14 protein-coding genes are annotated in these 16,913 nt (G+C 41.5%); 11 read left to right on the top strand and 3 right to left on the bottom strand.

Annotated elements, in window-relative coordinates:
* The first annotated feature begins 26 nt into the window (after positions 1-26).
* The 3 genes from ACTU7M_RS00795 to ACTU7M_RS00785 all read left to right on the top strand — a co-directional run bounded on the left by ACTU7M_RS00795 (position 27) and on the right by ACTU7M_RS00785 (position 3,493).
* The gene (locus ACTU7M_RS00795; protein WP_443472464.1) at positions 27-1,721 is read left to right on the top strand and encodes a Na/Pi cotransporter family protein; all 1,695 of its coding nucleotides are present in this window, start codon (positions 27-29) and stop codon (positions 1,719-1,721) included.
* A 71-nt stretch (positions 1,722-1,792) separates the two neighbouring features.
* Positions 1,793-2,104, top strand: coding sequence for a membrane protein insertion efficiency factor YidD (gene yidD / locus ACTU7M_RS00790; RefSeq protein ID WP_443472463.1), 312 nt, complete (start codon positions 1,793-1,795; stop codon positions 2,102-2,104).
* A 150-nt stretch (positions 2,105-2,254) separates the two neighbouring features.
* On the top strand, positions 2,255-3,493 hold the full coding sequence (locus tag ACTU7M_RS00785; protein WP_443472462.1) for a dicarboxylate/amino acid:cation symporter: 1,239 nt from the start codon (positions 2,255-2,257) through the stop codon (positions 3,491-3,493).
* A gap of 65 nt (positions 3,494-3,558) precedes the next feature.
* On the opposite strand, the gene ACTU7M_RS00780 is transcribed toward ACTU7M_RS00785, so the two are convergent.
* On the bottom strand, positions 3,559-4,818 hold the full coding sequence (locus ACTU7M_RS00780) for an ABC transporter permease (RefSeq protein ID WP_443472461.1): 1,260 nt from the start codon (positions 4,816-4,818) through the stop codon (positions 3,559-3,561).
* Entirely contained in the window at positions 4,811-5,710 is a 900-nt protein-coding gene (locus ACTU7M_RS00775) for an ABC transporter ATP-binding protein (protein WP_443472460.1), read from the bottom strand. The genes ACTU7M_RS00780 and ACTU7M_RS00775 overlap by 8 nt, the downstream gene beginning before the upstream one ends.
* A gap of 171 nt (positions 5,711-5,881) precedes the next feature.
* On the opposite strand from ACTU7M_RS00775, the gene pgsA reads away from it, so the two are divergent.
* Positions 5,882-6,412: a CDP-diacylglycerol--glycerol-3-phosphate 3-phosphatidyltransferase gene (pgsA, locus tag ACTU7M_RS00770; RefSeq protein ID WP_443472459.1), complete on the top strand. Its 531-nt coding sequence runs from the start codon at positions 5,882-5,884 to the stop codon at positions 6,410-6,412.
* 403 nt (positions 6,413-6,815) lie between these two features.
* Here the strand turns inward: pgsA and ACTU7M_RS00765 are convergent, their stop codons facing one another.
* Positions 6,816-7,988: a pyridoxal phosphate-dependent aminotransferase gene (locus ACTU7M_RS00765; protein WP_443472458.1), complete on the bottom strand. Its 1,173-nt coding sequence runs from the start codon at positions 7,986-7,988 to the stop codon at positions 6,816-6,818.
* Positions 7,989-8,331: 343 nt separating this feature from the next.
* Between ACTU7M_RS00765 and ACTU7M_RS00760 the strand changes: the two genes are divergently transcribed.
* The 7 genes from ACTU7M_RS00760 (at position 8,332) to ACTU7M_RS00730 (ending at position 16,888) form a co-directional block, all read left to right on the top strand.
* Entirely contained in the window at positions 8,332-10,074 is a 1,743-nt protein-coding gene (locus ACTU7M_RS00760) for an ABC transporter ATP-binding protein (protein ID WP_443472457.1), read from the top strand.
* A complete protein-coding gene (locus tag ACTU7M_RS00755) occupies positions 10,071-11,828 on the top strand; it encodes an ABC transporter ATP-binding protein (RefSeq protein ID WP_443472456.1) in 1,758 nt (585 codons plus the stop codon). The genes ACTU7M_RS00760 and ACTU7M_RS00755 overlap by 4 nt, the downstream gene beginning before the upstream one ends.
* Positions 11,829-12,095: 267 nt before the next feature.
* Entirely contained in the window at positions 12,096-12,890 is a 795-nt protein-coding gene (locus tag ACTU7M_RS00750) for an AraC family transcriptional regulator (protein ID WP_443472455.1), read from the top strand.
* 33 nt (positions 12,891-12,923) lie between these two features.
* Positions 12,924-13,973: a Gfo/Idh/MocA family protein gene (locus ACTU7M_RS00745; RefSeq protein ID WP_443472811.1), complete on the top strand. Its 1,050-nt coding sequence runs from the start codon at positions 12,924-12,926 to the stop codon at positions 13,971-13,973.
* A 29-nt stretch (positions 13,974-14,002) separates the two neighbouring features.
* On the top strand, positions 14,003-15,079 hold the full coding sequence (locus ACTU7M_RS00740) for a Gfo/Idh/MocA family protein (RefSeq protein ID WP_443472454.1): 1,077 nt from the start codon (positions 14,003-14,005) through the stop codon (positions 15,077-15,079).
* Positions 15,080-15,353: 274 nt separating this feature from the next.
* Entirely contained in the window at positions 15,354-16,124 is a 771-nt protein-coding gene (locus ACTU7M_RS00735; protein WP_443472453.1) for an IclR family transcriptional regulator, read from the top strand.
* A 116-nt stretch (positions 16,125-16,240) separates the two neighbouring features.
* Positions 16,241-16,888 carry a bifunctional 2-keto-4-hydroxyglutarate aldolase/2-keto-3-deoxy-6-phosphogluconate aldolase gene (locus ACTU7M_RS00730; protein WP_443472452.1) on the top strand — a complete coding sequence of 216 codons (648 nt, stop codon included), beginning with the start codon at positions 16,241-16,243 and terminating at the stop codon, positions 16,886-16,888.
* The last annotated feature ends 25 nt before the right edge of the window (positions 16,889-16,913 follow it).

Below are 16,913 nucleotides of genomic sequence, written 5' to 3'. Positions count from 1 at the left end.
GTCAATTGATAATGGAGGTTAATAGTGTGAATCTTCAAGAAATACTGTTTCAATTCTTGGGTGGTTTGGGGATCTTTTTATTTGGGCTAAACTTTATGGGTGACGGATTACAGAAATCAGCGGGTGAAAATTTACGTGCAATTTTAAATTCATTTACTTCCACACCCTTTCGTTCTATTTTAGCTGGTATTGTCGTTACGGTTTTAATTCAAAGTAGCTCGGCAACGACTGTGCTGACAGTTGGTTTAGTAAGTGCGGGCTTTATGTCTTTAAAACAAGCAATTGGTGTTGTGATGGGCGCAAATATAGGGACTACAATTACAGCCTTTATTATTGGAGTGGATATTGGAGCCTACGCGTTACCGATTATTGCAATTGGATCATTTTTGATATTCTTCTCCAAAAAACATATGGTTAAAAATATCGGGGAAGTTATTTTTGGTTTTGGTGCACTATTTTTAGGCCTTGAATTAATGGGTACTGGTTTGGCACCTTTAGAGGATCTTGATCAGTTTAGGGAATTAATGATAAAATTATCTGTCAATCCATCCCTGGGTGTAATCGTTGGAACAGCTTTTACTTTGATCGTTCAGAGTTCAAGTGCATTGATCGGGATTCTGCAAGAAATGTACTCTCATGGATCAATGTCCCTATCCGCAGCTTTGCCAATCTTATTTGGTTCAAATATCGGAACGACGATTACCGCGATTTTGGCTGCGATTGGAGCGAGCCTTTCAGCGCGAAGAACTGCTGCGGCGCATGTCATATTTAATGTTATTGGGACACTTATCGTGATGCTATTCTTTAATCCATTCCTCGCTGTTATTGAAATGATGACGATGAGACTTGATTTAAATCCTGCAATGCAAATCGCATTCTCACATGGTCTATTTAATATCGCAAATGTCTTGATTCAAATGTGGTTTATAAGTCAAATTGCTGCAATCGTGAAACGTATAGTACCGGGTAAAGAGATAATTATTGGTTATGATGCCTCACGTCTTGACCACTCATTGGTACAGTCTTCACCAAATATGGCTTTGAATCAGACTAAGGTTGAAATAGGAGAAATGGGAAATGTTGTCCTAGAAGAGTATGGTACAGTTTTTGATTATTTCAAAAATAGAGATGAGAAATCCTATGAAAAAGCCTTACAACTGGAAGAAGTAGTCAATGATATTGATATGAAATTGACCGAGTATTTGATGCTAATAGTTGCGGAAGAATTATCCCCAGCGGAATCTAATGAGCATGCCATAATGGTGGATGTGACCAAATATCTGGAGCGAATTGGGGACCATGGAGAAAGTATTTTAGATAATATCAAAGAAGGTAACCAATTAGCGAAAAAATCGCGTCCTAATAATGACAAAAATGCTTTCCTGTACGATGAAGATTTGGTAGAAATGTTTGCTTTGGTAGAGAAAAATATTGCAGAGGCAGTTGAGTCCTTTACCTCAAATAGTTATCGACTAGCTGGTAGTGTCATTAAACGAGAAAAAGAAATAAATTCACTCGAGGCACATTTGCGTGGTAAATATTTAGAACTTTTGAACCAAGGGGTAGGACGCCCAAGTGATGGTGTCATGTTCGTGGATATCGTTTCAAATCTCGAACGTATGAGTGACCATGCAGTCAAAATTGCGAAGCATGCACTCGGTTTTCGGTATCCGTTCTTAAATGTTACAGGTTCTAAAATAGGCACATCGATTGAAAAATAAATTTGATTGATTCAGAGTATTTTTGTTTGTTCTTATGATGGCGTATAATAGTAGCAGAAAGGACGGTTGCAATGAAAAAAGTATTGATCACAGGTGTAAGAGGGTACCAGAAACATATATCCCCCTTATTTCCTCCAAGCTGCCGCTATTATCCGACCTGCTCAACTTATATGATTCAAGCAATTGAAAAACATGGTGCCGCCAAAGGAACCTTGATGGGAACGGCCCGAATCTTAAGGTGCCAACCCATGGCAAAAGGTGGCTTTGATCCAGTTCCCAAAAAGTTTACCTTGCGAAGAAATCCTGATTCTGACGAACAGTTACAAGCCATGCGCGAAGAGTTACAGACACGAGTTAATGGCGATTTAAATAAGATGTCTTGAATGGACTAGAGGAGGTCTGCTAGACCTCCTCTAGTTTTTTTATACCATAATGGCTAAATTCAAAGTGAGGATTTATCCCTTGCGTGCAATGTAAACGCTTTAAAGTGAAGGTATAATGAATATATCAGAGACAGAATGGAGGTTTTATAAGTGAGGAAAATGAACTTATTAACTCAGATTGTTATCATGACAATTTTGGGTGTTGTGGTTGGATCATTATTTGGGGAACAGGTTGGATTCCTGAGCATCATTGGTACTTTGTTTTTGCGCTTAATTCAGATGTCCATTGTCCTTTTAGTGATGGGCCAAATTATTGAGGCCGTTGGGGAGCTGAATCCTAAAACGCTGGGAACAATGGGGATAAAGACTTTTACCGTCTTTCTCTTGTCGTCCGTTCTTGCCGGGGCAATGGGGGTCATGTTTGGAGTCCTTTTCCAGCCCGGAGCCGGAATCGACAGTGCATCCATATCTGGTGAAGGTGTTGAAGTTGTTGAGGTGGCTGCTTTATCCCTTGGCGAAACAATATTAAACTTTTTCCCAACAAATATCATGCAAGCCTTATCAGAAGGAAACGTCGTTCACGTTATTGTGTTCTCGGTTCTGTTTGGATTGGCTCTGAGCTATGTCAGAGTGGAGGATGGAGATAATAACATTCTTGATATTGTCAAACACTTCAATAGTATAATCTTACGCTTGGTTGGAATGGTCATGATTATAGCACCGATTGGTATTTTTGCCCTTATCGCATCTACCATTGCCAATATGGGCTTGCAAGTCATCATGCCTTTATTGAAATACTTGGGTGTTTACGCCTTGGGAACGCTAATATACTTAATTATCTGGTTATTATTGACAGCCGTTTTCTGTCGCGTCAACTTTATCCGATTGGTTATCAACTTATCACAAATCGCAATCATGGCATTAGTAACCACATCATCAGCAGTTACATTACCAACGGCCCTGAAAGATGCACGTGAAAAATTGGGTATCGAAGAGCGCGTTTCGAAACTTGTTTTACCGCTGGGTATGACGTTGAACAGTAACGGTTCTGCGATGCACATGGCTATCACTGTTGTAACCATTTCACAAATTTATGGGGTTGAGTATAGTTTAACGAATTATATTTACATCGCATTTTTGGCAGCCCTGGCTTCTTTAGCCAATGCGGTTGTTCCCGGAGCGGGATTGGTGTCATTGGCAATCGTTGTGCCACAAATGAACTTGCCAATTGAGAGTATTGCACTTTTCGCTGGGGTGGAATGGTTTGTAGGAATGTTACGGACAATCCTGAACGTTACTGCGGATACGACTACTGCCTTACTAGTAGCGAAAACAGAGGATGCCATTGATTATAATATTTTCAATCATGGTGTGCAGGAAGTGGGTTAATAATTATAGCATATTTGAAACGAACAGAAGAGGGTTGGACAGTTGTCCCGCCCTCTTCTGTTCGTTTATTTTTTTGCTGCTGCGCGGTCATTGCGGATGTTTCGTATTGAGGTTTGAATCGTTTTGAACATACCTGCATCAGAGTAGATTAATACATTCGACCGGTACAGCATCAATGATATGAAAGTTATCAAAATAGTGAACGCCAGCATGGCTACGACGGATATCCAAATTTCGGAAATCGAAACCGTGTCGGCCGCAATTCTGAATGGCATGATAAACGGTGTAAAGGGCGGAATGTGTGAACCGATTTTGATAATGGGATGAGTTGTGTTTACAAAAGCGAACATGCCACCGTAGAAGCCAATCAGGGCAATGAAAACAATGGGTGTGACGGCTTTGGAAACGTCTTCGATTTTCGAAACCAAGGAACCTAGGAAAGCGGCGATAACAGCATACAAGAAAATCCCCATAATGAAATAGTACATGGAGACGCCGATGATGGCGCTGAGCGTTTCAAAAATGTTGATTCCTTCAGGTAACAAATCGGTCACAATGTCGAACTGTAATGCAATCACAATCATAACCGCATAAAAGGCAACTTGAGTGAGGCAGATTAGGAAAATTGCCGTTAATTTACCAAAGAAGTGCGTGGTTGAATTGACGCTAGACAAGATGACTTCCATGATACGCGTACCTTTTTCGGAAGCAATTTCCTCCGCAATGATGCTGGAGTAAGTCATAATAAACGTAAAAATGGCAATACTGATTGCGTAAGCAGCACCTATTTTCACATTTTGTTCCGTTTGATCGCCATAGGTTGCTTGTCCATCATCGAAAGAAATGGTATTGGTTTCAATGATAGGTGGCGTGGATAGAGCGTTTATTTCTTGCGGTGATAAACCTAGTTCTTCAGCTTGTAAATTAATCTGCAAGTTTGACAAAAGGGCACCAAGATAATTAAGGTCAAACGATTGGCTATCGGCCAAATGAACGTAAGAAGCATTAAAAGTCTTATTTTCTTGCGAGACTGTTAAATAACCATCCAAACCGTCCAGCTCCATCAGCTTTTCAGCATCTTCCACGGACTTCACTCCTGCTTCTACCGTGAAACTTTCTTCCTCTTGTTGCAGGATTTCAACGACTGCTTGAGAATCCGAAAACACAGCGATATTTGGAATGGCTGTTTCGATATTTTCTATGTACTTGAAAATGCCGGCGATAATTGCCAAAAGAACAATGGGGCTAAGCATCATCGTAACAAACCCAAGTGATTTCACATTTTTACGATAGACTTGGGAAACAATCACCCAAAATTTACTCATGTATTTCACCTGCTTTCAAACGGAAAATTTCATCCAGTGTTGGTGGTTGTTGGCTGAAAGTCGAGATATAGCCATCTTTCGTAACCTCAGTAAAAATAGCCTGCCCGAAGGAGGCATTTTGTAAGTCGAGTACCTGGAACCCTTCTGAATCGACGGTAACTTTCTCGACGCCCGGCAAGGCTAAGAGTTGGGCTTCGTTCAAATGTGTTTCTAAAAAAAGTTTCGTCCGGCCAAACTGTTCCCGTATCTCAGAGACGACCCCGTTCAAGACGACCGCGCCATCGCGCAACATCACTAAATGATCACAGATATCTTCAACGTTATTCATATTATGGCTGGAAAAAATAACACAAGAGCCCTGGCTGCGTAATTCCTTGATGCCTTCTTGTAACAAACTGGCATTAACCGGATCGAGTCCACTGAACGGCTCGTCCAAGATAACCAGTTTAGGTTCATGTAATAAGGTAGAAATGAGTTGGACTTTTTGCTGGTTTCCTTTAGACAACGTTTTGACTTTGTCGGTTTTTTTGCCTTTGACCTGGAATTTATTCATCCAAAAATCAATTTTACCTTTGGCATCGCTTTTTGACATCCCCCGTAATTGCGCAAAATAGACTAATTGCTCCTCAATGGATACGCGTGGGTATAGACCTCGTTCTTCCGGTAAATAACCGATAACGTTATAGTCATCTTTGGTCAAGGGTTTCCCGTTCCACAACACTTCGCCACTATCGGGTGTCAGGAAATCCAGGATTAATCGGAACGTCGTTGTTTTTCCAGCCCCGTTCTGTCCGATCATGCCCATGATTTCACCATCATGGATGGTAAATGAAACATCGTCCACAGCTTTTAGACTGCCAAATGACTTGTATAGCTGTTTGACCTCTAACATGTATACTCCTCCTTGCTTCTATCATTTCGTGCTACTATCATTATACGATTAATAAGTCTGATAAAAAAATAAAATCCTATACTTCATGTTGAATAAGATTTAATTTTGATGTAAACGTTCTACATTATGAGTAGGCTCTTGTGGTATTATAAATAAAAAGGGGGGACCGTTATGAAACACATACCGAATTTATTGACCTTATTGCGATTATTCATGATTCCTTTTTATTTGCTGGTATTTTATATGGATCACAAAAATGCCATGATGTACGCCTTGTATATCTTTATCGCTGCTAGTTTAACTGATGTATTGGATGGTTATTTAGCACGGAAATACAATGTCGTATCCAAATTCGGGATTGTTGCTGACCCCTTTGCGGACAAAATGATGCAAGTAACGGTCCTCTATACATTGTATGATTACGGATATTTAGAAAGATGGTTCTTCTGGATCATCCTGGTGAAAGAAGTTTTTCAAATTTTATTGGGATTATGGATGGTCAGCCTCAAACCACGCATCATCGTGCCCGCCAATATTTTTGGCAAGACCACAACCGTACTGGTATTCGCAACGATTATTCTGGCAGTATTCCAGTTCCCGGGCATCTATTGGCTTCAAGTCATTGTCGCAGTCCTGGCGACTATTACATTCGTGCAGTATGCTTATCGATTTTACGGAAAATACCAACAAAGAGCAAAATGAAAAACAGGAGAGTGTGAAAAAAGACGTTTAGCCCCGAACCACTGGAACGAATAAGTTAGGATGGTCACAGACCATCTGAGTATTATTCGTTCCAGTGGCGTCGGGGCTGCCTTTTTGAGCACGTTTGCGATAAAGTATTCGTAAATAGATAAAGGGCTGGGAGTTATTTCCCAACTCCCTGTTTTAGTGTGATTGACGGTAGGTGCGGCGTTTAGAAAATAAAAAGTGCAAGAACGCCGCATTTCTGTAAAAAAAGCGGCGTTCAGAAATATAATACTTCCTTAACGCCGCCTTTACGAGCTAAATGCGGCGATGAGCACAACACAGTATCAATGAACGCCGCACTTTTGCAAAAAATGCGGCGTTCTACACCGGCTGATCAGCTAAACGCCGCACAAACCATTTATTTGATTTCCGGATAAGCTTCCGCTACATATTTTGCAATTCGGGAAATAGCTTCTTCCAAATCTTCATTCGACTGCGCGAATGAAATCCGTAAGTATCCTTCGCCCATCGAGCCAAATGCTGAACCTGGTGTGATAGCTACATGCGTGTTTTCCAATAGTTCCATCGCAAATGCTTCGGAAGAGCGACCGAATGCCTGAATATTAGGAAAGGCATAAAAGGCACCTTCTGTTTTGAGGCAATGGAAACCAGGGATGGCATTCAAACCATCGACCACAATGTGGCGACGCTCATCATAAGCCTTTAGATAGTCGCGCACAGTTTGTTGATCAGATTTCAAGGCTTCAACCGCCGCATCTTGGGTGAATGGCGCAACCGCAAAACCAATCCCTTCACGGAATTCAGCCATCACATTAATGGCGTGCTTATTGCCGACCACGTAACCCGCACGCCACCCCGTCATCGCATAAGTTTTTGAAAAACTGTTCACGACAAAATGATTTTCACTCGCACCTGGGATTTGGAACAAGCTAAAATGTTTCTTGCCATCATAAATAATGCTCTCATAAACTTCATCCGATAAAATCGTGATTTTGTGTTTATCCGCCACTGCCAGAATTTCTTCCAGATCTTCTTTTTCCAAAACAGAACCCAGGGGATTATTTGGTGAGTTGATAATCAATAATTTCGTTTTGTCAGTAATAACTGCTTCGATATCGGCAGCCTGCATTTTAAATTTATTTTTTTCATAAACGGGGACATCAACCGCTTTGGCACCAACTGTCATGATTTGTCCCAGGTAATTCGGGTAGTGGGGGTTGGAAACCAACACCTCATCGCCCTCGTTCAAGACGCTCATCATGACCAGTAAAATGCCTTCTGTCGCACCAAATGAAGCCATCACATTTTCTGCTTCAAAAGTGAATCCAGTCATGTTTGTATATTTTTCAGCCACGGCTTCCTGAAAATTAGTTTCTCCAACATTCGGGCCGTAGTGCGTACGGTTTTGATTAATTCCCTCGATTGCTGCTTTTTTAATAAACTCTGGCGTTTCGAAGTTCGGTTCGCCCATTGTTAACATAATCGGATTGCCTATTTCACGCGCGCGTTTCGCCATTTTTCGGATACTGGAAGCAGGATAATTCTGGGATAGTGTCGACCATTGATGCATTTATTGTGCCACCTCATATTTCTCATTATTTTCTAACTATCATAACAGGTTATGTGATATGAAGAAAGATTATTTTTTTAACTCTGTGTTCATATTTTACTTGTCCTCTTATGTGCAAACGGTTAAAATAGAACTAGACTATGAAAAGGAGGGTAAGACAATGATTAACATTGTTGCAATGTGCGTTCTAATTGAATACGAAACTACCTCCTTCCACAAAACGATTTGATTGCATCATTTTAAATAAAAATGGGCGTAATCTGTTCTCGGACGGATTACGCTCTTTTTGTGCTTATTTTTAATAAGCTAAATCGTTGGAAGGCAGAAAAGAGGGAAAGCCAGAATGTTTAGTGTCATGTTTAAGTTGAAAGACTTTTTCAAGCAAAATAAGAAAGACTATATTATTTCATTTTTTACGATGATAGGCAGTAATTTGTTTAGTGTATTTATCCCTTATTTAATCGGTCAAATCATCGACAGCATCATCAAAGAGGAGCTTACGGCATCCTTGCTGACTAAATTCGGCGGGGCTTTCTTATTCAGCCTTGTCGCCGCATACTTGCTTGAATTCACCTGGTCCTACTTTCTCTTCACGGGATCAGCCAAATTACAGCGTGATATGCGCAAAAATATCATGGCGCACTTCTTGCGTATGCGCGCTTCCTTTTACGAGAAATTCCGCGTAGGGGACTTGATGGCGCGGGCGACCCAGGATATCCGTGCCATTTCCGATACAGCCGGGTATGGGATGATGGTCTTGATGAATGCGACTTTGTTCCTGGTTACCATCATAACCATGATGGGCGCGACCGTTTCTTGGCGGTTGGCGATTTTCAGCCTGATGCCACTTTTATTCCTGGCTTACGCTTTTGGAAAAGTGGGCAATATCGTGGAGAAACGGTACACCATCGCCCAAGATGCATTTTCTTCCTTAAATAACGACGTGCTTGAAGTCATCGATGGCATCCGCGTCATCCGGGCATACGTGAAAGAAGAAGATTATGTCGAGACATTCCGTAAAGAAACCGAGAGTATGCTGGCAAAAAACAATAAGGTTGCCGAAGCGAATGCCTTGTTTTCGCCGATGGTTAAATTTTTCATCACCTTCAGTAATATCATTGGTTTCGGTTATGGCGCCTACCTCGTCAGTGACAACGTGCTGACAGTCGGTGACATGGTTGCCTTTCAAATGTATCTGGGCATGATTGTTTGGCCGATTATTTCCATTGGTGAATTGACCAACGTGTTGCGCCAAGGTAGCGCCTCAATGATCCGGGTCGAGGAAGTTATGAATACGGAAGATAATATGGAAGAAAATGGCGTTAAAATTATCGAAACCGCCGATGATATTATCATGCATGGGCTGGATTTCCAATATCCATCCAGTACCGATAAAAACTTGAAGAAGATTGATGTCGTTATCCCGAAAGGGAAAATGCTGGGAATCGTCGGTAAAACAGGTGCCGGGAAGACAACGTTCTTGCGCCAACTCTTGCGTCAGTATCCACTTGGCGAGGGAGAATTCCGTTACGGGGAGAATGACGTCCTCGACTACCAAGGCCGTTATTTCCAAAAACTCATTGGCTACGTTCCGCAAGACCATATTCTTTTCTCGCGTAGCGTCCGGGACAACATTGCCTTTGGAAAAGGGGCAGCAACAGATGAAGAGGTTATGGAGAGCATCCGTATTGCCGCTTTCGAGGATGATTTACTGAAGATGGAAAAAGGACTCGACACGATGATCGGGGAAAAAGGCGTATCCATCTCCGGAGGTCAAAAACAACGGGTCTCGATTGCCCGCGCATTGATCAAGGATCCGGAAATCTTGATTCTAGATGATTCACTGTCCGCTGTTGATGCGAAAACGGAACAAAAAATTATAGCAAATATTCAAAACGTTAGAAAAGGGAAGACGACCATCATTTCAACGCACCGCCTTTCTGCGGTTAAACAAGCCGATGAAATCATTGTTCTGGAGGATGGTGTCATCACTGAAAGAGGCACACATGAATCCTTGATAGAACAAGGTGGCTGGTATTATACCCAATTTCTTCGTCAAGAATTGAAAGAAGGTGACGAAGAATGAAAACCGTCAAACGTCTGTTGTCTTATATGAAATTCGATAAACTGAAGTTCTTGATCGGCTTCACACTCTTGATTGTGGCTGTTGTTTCCGACTTGTCAGCACCGTTGATCGCCCAGCGTGTCATCGATGATGTCATCACCCCGGCAGCAGCGGAAGGTACTTTTTTAACCGACGTCTTACTGCGTTTATTGGTAATTTATGCAGGCTTGATGCTGTTGACGGCGTTGTTGCGGTATATTAGTTTTTTGATTTTGACGAAAGCTGCGAATGGCATTGTGAAACGCATCCGTGATGAAGCGTATCGTCACTTGCAAACCTTGCCGATTCGCTACTTTGACAATTTGCCAGCCGGAAAAGTCGTGTCACGAATTACTAATGATACAGAAGTGCTACGCCAACAGTTTTACGTGGCGACGATCAGCAATGTGTTATTGAACGTTGCTTATGTCGTGGGAACGTACTTTGCAATTGCACGTTTGCACCAAGGGTTGGGAATTGCGCTTCTGGTATTGATCCCTTTGATGTTTACATGGCATAAATTCTACAGTAAATATGCTGGTGCGCTTAGCCGCAAGGAACGGGAATTAAACAGTGACATCAACGGGAAAATTAACGAATCTGTGCAAGGGATGTCTATTATTCAGGCATTTCAGCAAGAAGATCAAATTGCGGAGGAATTTCAGGAAATAAATAAGGAATGGTTTGAAACAGAGCGCAAGTACGTCATTCTTGATTCGGCAGCGCAATTCACACTAGGCGGGTTGTTACGTCATATCTCCTTATTATTGATGATGGTCTATTTCTCAACGCGTTATTTGGATGGGGTTTTGGGGATCTCCATCGGGACATTGTATGTATTCGGGGATTATATCACGCGCTTGTTTGATCCGATTCAGGGGATTATCCAGCAAATGGCATTCGTCCAGCAAGCAATTGCAGCCGGAGAGCGGGTATTCGAACTTGTTGATACCGCTGGCGAAGTGGAAAATGATGCGCAGCTTCCGATAGCGGAAGGCGAGGTTGTTTTTGACCATGTCAGTTTTGGTTATAATGAAGATAAAAAAGTTTTGAAAGATATCCACTTTACAGCGAATCCAGGCGAAACGGTGGCCTTGGTCGGTCATACGGGGTCTGGAAAGAGTTCCATTATGAACCTTTTGTTCCGTTTCTATGATCCTCAAGAAGGTCAAATCAAGGTTGATGGCCATCACACAATGGCTTATTCACGGCAAAGTGTCCGCAAGTCGATGGGAATCGTCCTTCAGGATCCATTCCTGTTTACAGGTACCTTGGAGTCGAATATAACGTTAGGTGATCCAAACATCAGTACTGAAACCGCGCGGCGAGCCCTTGAAGAAGTTGGCGGAGGCCCTATGTTAGCGCATTTCCAAAAAGGCATGCAAGAGCCTGTTGTTGAAAAAGGGGCAACATTGAGCTCTGGACAACGTCAGTTGATTTCCTTTGCCCGTGCACTTGCTTTTGATCCAAAAATCTTGATTCTGGATGAAGCGACTTCCTCCATTGATACCGAAACCGAACAGATTATCCAGCATGCCATGGATGTTTTGAAAGAGGGGCGTACGACCTTTATCATTGCGCATCGTCTGTCAACTATCCAGCATGCCGATCAAATCCTGGTTTTGGATAGCGGTGAAATTGTGGAACGCGGCGGACATCGGGAGTTACTGCAAAAAAACGGCGTTTACGCTCAAATGTACCGCATGCAAAAAGAAGGCTCTTTTGAAACAACCTAATGAGAGAACAGCTTCCGTTTGGAGGCTGTTCTTTTTGCGTTAGAACTTCCTTGACCTGGGTTCTTTTCACCATCCTTACCATCAGTGAGGAAACCAACATAAGTGAAGGAGTAAACAAGAAAGCATTCTTAGTCAATAAAATAAAATTGTAAGCAGTTGCAGTCATTGTTAAAAAGAAAGCGTTTCAGCTATAATTAAATCAAACTTCTGGAAGGGGGAAGAAACATTCCGATTAAATTAAAAGCGGCTTATCGAAAAAAAGGCAAAGTGACACATCTGGATTTCCATGACCAAAAACAATACGAAATGTTTCTTTTCCACTCCGGAAAATGTCGGTATTTAGTAGGGAATCGGATTTATGAACTTCAACCAGGAGACTTGTTGTTGATGGATGGGGGAACCATCCAGCGTGCGCATGTAATCGATGAGAGCAAAAACTATGAAAGAAGTATTATTCATTTTGATTCTGAATGGATTATGCCCTTATTAAAAGATTTGAAGATTGATTATTTACTAAATATGTTCACCGAAAATCGAAATGGCTTGATTCGTATTTTTGAAAAAAATGACGTTGAAAAAATTGAACAGTCATTTTTTATGATTGACCAGATGAACGATTCGAAACATACTTATAAAAACGAAGCCATGCGAAAACTGGTATTAGCAGAGCTTCTATTAAGGATAGAAACGAGTACTTTAAAAGTCGTGGATAAAGATAAGGTATACAAGGAAGAAAAAAGCAAGATTGCTGAAGACGTCCTGACTTTTATTTTCCGCTATTACCGTGATGCCATAAGCATTGAGGACATCGCAAAGGGTCTGGATTTGAGTAAATCTTATATTTCCCATGTCTTTAAGGAAATTACAGGCTACTCAATCATGAATTACTTGATGCGCTATCGCTTAACTGCTTCCACGGATGCTTTGTTGACTGAGCATTCGAAGTCCATCAAGGCAATCGCTTTTGAAAATGGTTTTGAGAGCGATGCCCACTTCAGTCGGTTTTTCAAGAAGAATTTTGGCCAAACACCCAATCGGTATCGTAAAAGTTTCTCGTGCTAACAATGGATAAAAAAAGAAAGAGATGTGAAGTTGATGCTAAGATCAGCTATTATCGGTTTAGGAACCGTTTCTTCGGTACATGAACAAGCTATTAAAGAAACGCATAACGGCCAACTTGTAGCAGTTTGTGATGTTGATGAAAATATGAAAGAAAATTATCCGGATATTCCCTTTTACACGGATGTAGAAATGATGTTGGCATCAGAGGAGTTGGATATCGTCCATATTTGCTTGCCGCATTACCTTCATTATCCGGTAACTAAAATTTGTGCGGAGTATGGCGTAAATGTCCTTCAGGAAAAACCACTGGCTCTGGACTACCAGGAAGGCCTGTTAACGGCTGAATTGGCAAAAAATGTACCAGGGAAAATCGGGATTTGTTTCCAAAATCGTTATAATGCGACGTTTCAGGCATTGGTACGTTTATTAAAAGAAGAGGATCATGGAAAAGTTAAGGCAGTCAAGGGAATCGTTGCATGGAATCGAGCAGGAACGTATTACAGCGAGAAACCTTGGCGTGGCAAATGGGCCACTGCTGGTGGTGGCACCATCATTAACCAAGCAATCCATACCCTGGATCTGTTGCAACTGCTCGGTGGCGAGTTATTGAAATGCAAGGCTAGCCTGTCCAATATCACCGACTACGATGTGGAAGTTGAAGATACCGCTGTAGCTAATTTCACGTTTGACAACGATGTGACTGGGTTTTATATGTCCACTAATGCTTACGCAACAAACTCAAGTGTGGAGATTGAAGTGGTTACTGAAAAATGTACGTATGTAATAAAAAATAATCAACTATTTGGCATGGATATGGAAGGAAACTTGGTCTCTTTAGCTAAAGATGAGCAAAAACCAGACACAAAATCCTATTACGGACCAAGCCATTCCATCTTGATTCAGCATTTCTACGATGCAGTAGAACAAGATACAGAAGATTATGTTACTGTAGAAGAGGCATTACCATCCATGTTGATGATTGATGCCATGAAGCACTCTACAAAAGTGGGCAGAACCATTGATATGGATGAATTAAAAAAGGATACACCCAGCCACCTCGAAACGAGCATAGGCGTTAACTAAAAAAATAAACAATTGGAAGGGGTCATATTTTGGCATCTAAAGACGGAATGAATTACGCACCTAAAGGAAAAGAAAATAAAGTCGTTAAACCAGGAGAATTTGTAGTTGGGGTAACAGCATTGGATCATGGACATATAAATGGGATGACAAATGGTTTATTGGAAGCTGGTGCTACCATTAAATACGTATACGATCCAGATGCAGAAAAAGTAAAAGCTTATCAAGAACAATTCCCGGATATTCCAGCAGCAGAATCCTTGGAGCAAATCCTGGAAGACCCTGAAGTACAATTAGTGGCAGCGGCGGCAGTTCCGAACTTGCGTAGTGAATTAGGAAACCGTGTTTTACGGGCTGGAAAAGACTACTTCACAGATAAAACAGGTTTTACAACAACGGCACAATTAGAAGAAACAAAACGTGTCGTTAAAGAAACAGGCCGCAAATACTGGGTTTACTTCAGTGAACGTCTGCACGTCGAAGGAGCAGTATTGGCTGGTCAACTGATTGATGAGGGAAAAATCGGACGTGTCATTCAAGTGACTGGCTTTGGTCCGCACCGATTGGACAAAGAAAAACGTCCAGAATGGTTCTTCAAGAAAGAACAGTATGGTGGCATTTTAGCAGATATTGGTAGTCACCAAATTGAACAATTCCTTTATTACACTGGAAACAAAGATGCAAAAGTGTTGCACAGTAAAGTGGGGAACTACAATAACCCGGACACGCCAGAACTTGAAGACTATGGTGATGCAACTGTTTTAGGCGAAAACGGCGCAAGCTTCATCTTCAAAGTGGACTGGTTCACGCCAGATGGATTGGGTACATGGGGAGACGGTCGGACGTTCATTACGGGTACAGAAGGAACGATTGAAATCCGTAAGTACATCAACGTTGCGACAGAGGCAACCGGTGACCACGTGTTCTTGGTAACCAAAGAGGGCGAGGAACATTTCCAAGTGACCGGTGAAGTTGGTTTCCCATTCTTTGGTGAAATGATCTTGGATATTATCAATGGCACTGAAAATGCGATGACACAAGAGCATATCTTTAAAGCACAAGAACTTTGCTTAAAAGCACAAGAACAAGCAATCAATATAACTAAGTAAATGTGTAGCGGAAAAACCTGGACTCTGGTCCGGGTTTTGTTTTCGCGAAAAGACTTTCCCAATTTCATTACAATTTGACTGAGAGGGCTGTTCTTATTTTTGGACGGAACGGGAAAGGCCTTCTTCAAAGAAAGCGATTACGTTGCCGGAAATATCACGTTTTTACAACTTGAAGTCATTATAGTACATTTGCCAAACGGTATATTTAATTGCTATAATTGTAATGTATAAATCAAGGTACGAGAACACTTCCAAACAGGAGAGTTGTAAGCGCATGTCATCTAAAATGGAACAAAATAGTGGTTCAAAAGTTCAATCTATCGATAGGGCGATAAGCATATTGGAAACACTATCCAATTATCCAAGCTTGAGCCTGAATGATTTGAGTGAACAAGTGGATTTGCATAAAGCTACAACACACCGTCTCGTCCAGTCATTGGTCGAAAATGGTTTTGTCGAGCAACTGGGTGATACGAAGCATTATCGTATCTCGCTGCGGATGTTTGAACTTGGCAACAAGCGTGTTCAAAACATTGACTTTGTAAACGTAGCTAAAAGTAATATCAGGCAATTGTCGCAAGACATTAGCCAAACAGTACATCTTGTTATCGAAGATAACAACGAGGTACTTTATATCGATAAAAATGGTGATGACCAAGAATCAAAAATGCGTTCCAAGATTGGTCAAAAAGCACCATTGTATTGTACTGCAGTGGGGAAGGCGATTTTAGCCACGCGGTCGAACCAAGAGGTGGAAGCGTATTGGCATCAGCTTATCCCGGAAGAAAAGACGAATCGGACTATTACCACACTCGATCATTTATTGATTGAGCTAGCTGAAGTTAGAGAACGCGGCTATGCCTTGGATGATGAAGAGTTCGAATATGGCGTCTTTTGTGTTGGGGCTGCCTTTTCAAGTTACAAAGAACCAGCTGCCGGTGCCTTTAGTATCTCATTGCCAATATCCGAGAAACAGAGGCAGGAATTCTATATTAGTAAGGTTTTAGAATGCTCCAAACGCATCACGCAACTGTTGGGCGGCTAGTGGAAAATGAAAAGAGCGGTTAATTGACAGAGTTTTTGTAACAAACTATAATAAGTTCGGAATGCGATATTGCGTTTCACATTATGAAATGCAAACGATGAAATGGAGGAAAAATAATGAGCTTCAAAAGAGATGTCTTGAATCAAATGCAACAAAACTTTCTATTCGCAGTTGTTCGTGGGAAATCCCAAGAAGAAGGATATGAAATTTCTAAAGCAGTCTATAAAGGTGGAATCAAAAACGTTGAAGTAACGTTTTCCACTCCAAACGCAGAACAAGTTATGCGTCGTTTGGCAGATGAATTTGAAGGAACAGACATGGTTGTAGGTGCTGGTACAGTACTTGACGATGTATCTGCAAGACTTGCAATTCTAAATGGTGCGAAGTTTATTGTTAGCCCGAACTTCAATGAAAAAATCGCTAAAATGTGTAACATCTATACAATTCCTTACCTTCCAGGTTGTGGAACTATCACGGAAGTTTCTCATGCATTGGAAGCAGGCTGTGAAGTTGTTAAATTGTTCCCAGGTGGATTATTAGGACCTGGCTTCATTAAAGATTTGCATGGACCTATTCCTTGGGTAGAAGCTATGCCATCAGGTGGCGTATCTTTGGATAACATGGATAAATGGATTGCAAATGGTGCATGGTCTGTAGGTGTCGGAAGTGCCTTGACTAAAGGAATGGCTGAAGGTGGCGTCGCACAAGTTGAAGCAAATGCTAAAGAATTTGCTGACAAACTTGCATCAATCCAAGGTAAATAATTTTCTTAATTAAAAGGGAGGATTT

Origin of the sequence: Jeotgalibaca sp. A122, from assembly GCF_052266715.1 — a bacterium.
In the GTDB taxonomy this organism is placed as follows: Bacteria; Bacillota; Bacilli; order Lactobacillales; family Aerococcaceae; genus Jeotgalibaca.
Note: the sequence above shows the minus strand (reverse complement) of the source record. Positions and strands in the feature narration are given on the sequence as shown.

Excerpts from the sequence above, each read along its gene's own strand:
- yidD (WP_443472463.1), top strand. The coding sequence starts at position 1,793 with ATGAAAAAAGTATTGATCACAGGTGTAAGAGGGTACCAGAAACATATA.
- ACTU7M_RS00780 (WP_443472461.1), bottom strand. The coding sequence starts at position 4,818 with ATGAGTAAATTTTGGGTGATTGTTTCCCAAGTCTATCGTAAAAATGTG.
- ACTU7M_RS00775 (WP_443472460.1), bottom strand. The coding sequence starts at position 5,710 with ATGTTAGAGGTCAAACAGCTATACAAGTCATTTGGCAGTCTAAAAGCT.
- pgsA (WP_443472459.1), top strand. The coding sequence starts at position 5,882 with ATGAAACACATACCGAATTTATTGACCTTATTGCGATTATTCATGATT.
- ACTU7M_RS00765 (WP_443472458.1), bottom strand. The coding sequence starts at position 7,988 with ATGCATCAATGGTCGACACTATCCCAGAATTATCCTGCTTCCAGTATC.
- ACTU7M_RS00760 (WP_443472457.1), top strand. The coding sequence starts at position 8,332 with ATGTTTAGTGTCATGTTTAAGTTGAAAGACTTTTTCAAGCAAAATAAG.
- ACTU7M_RS00755 (WP_443472456.1), top strand. The coding sequence starts at position 10,071 with ATGAAAACCGTCAAACGTCTGTTGTCTTATATGAAATTCGATAAACTG.
- ACTU7M_RS00745 (WP_443472811.1), top strand. The coding sequence starts at position 12,924 with ATGCTAAGATCAGCTATTATCGGTTTAGGAACCGTTTCTTCGGTACAT.
- ACTU7M_RS00735 (WP_443472453.1), top strand. The coding sequence starts at position 15,354 with ATGTCATCTAAAATGGAACAAAATAGTGGTTCAAAAGTTCAATCTATC.
- ACTU7M_RS00730 (WP_443472452.1), top strand. The coding sequence starts at position 16,241 with ATGAGCTTCAAAAGAGATGTCTTGAATCAAATGCAACAAAACTTTCTA.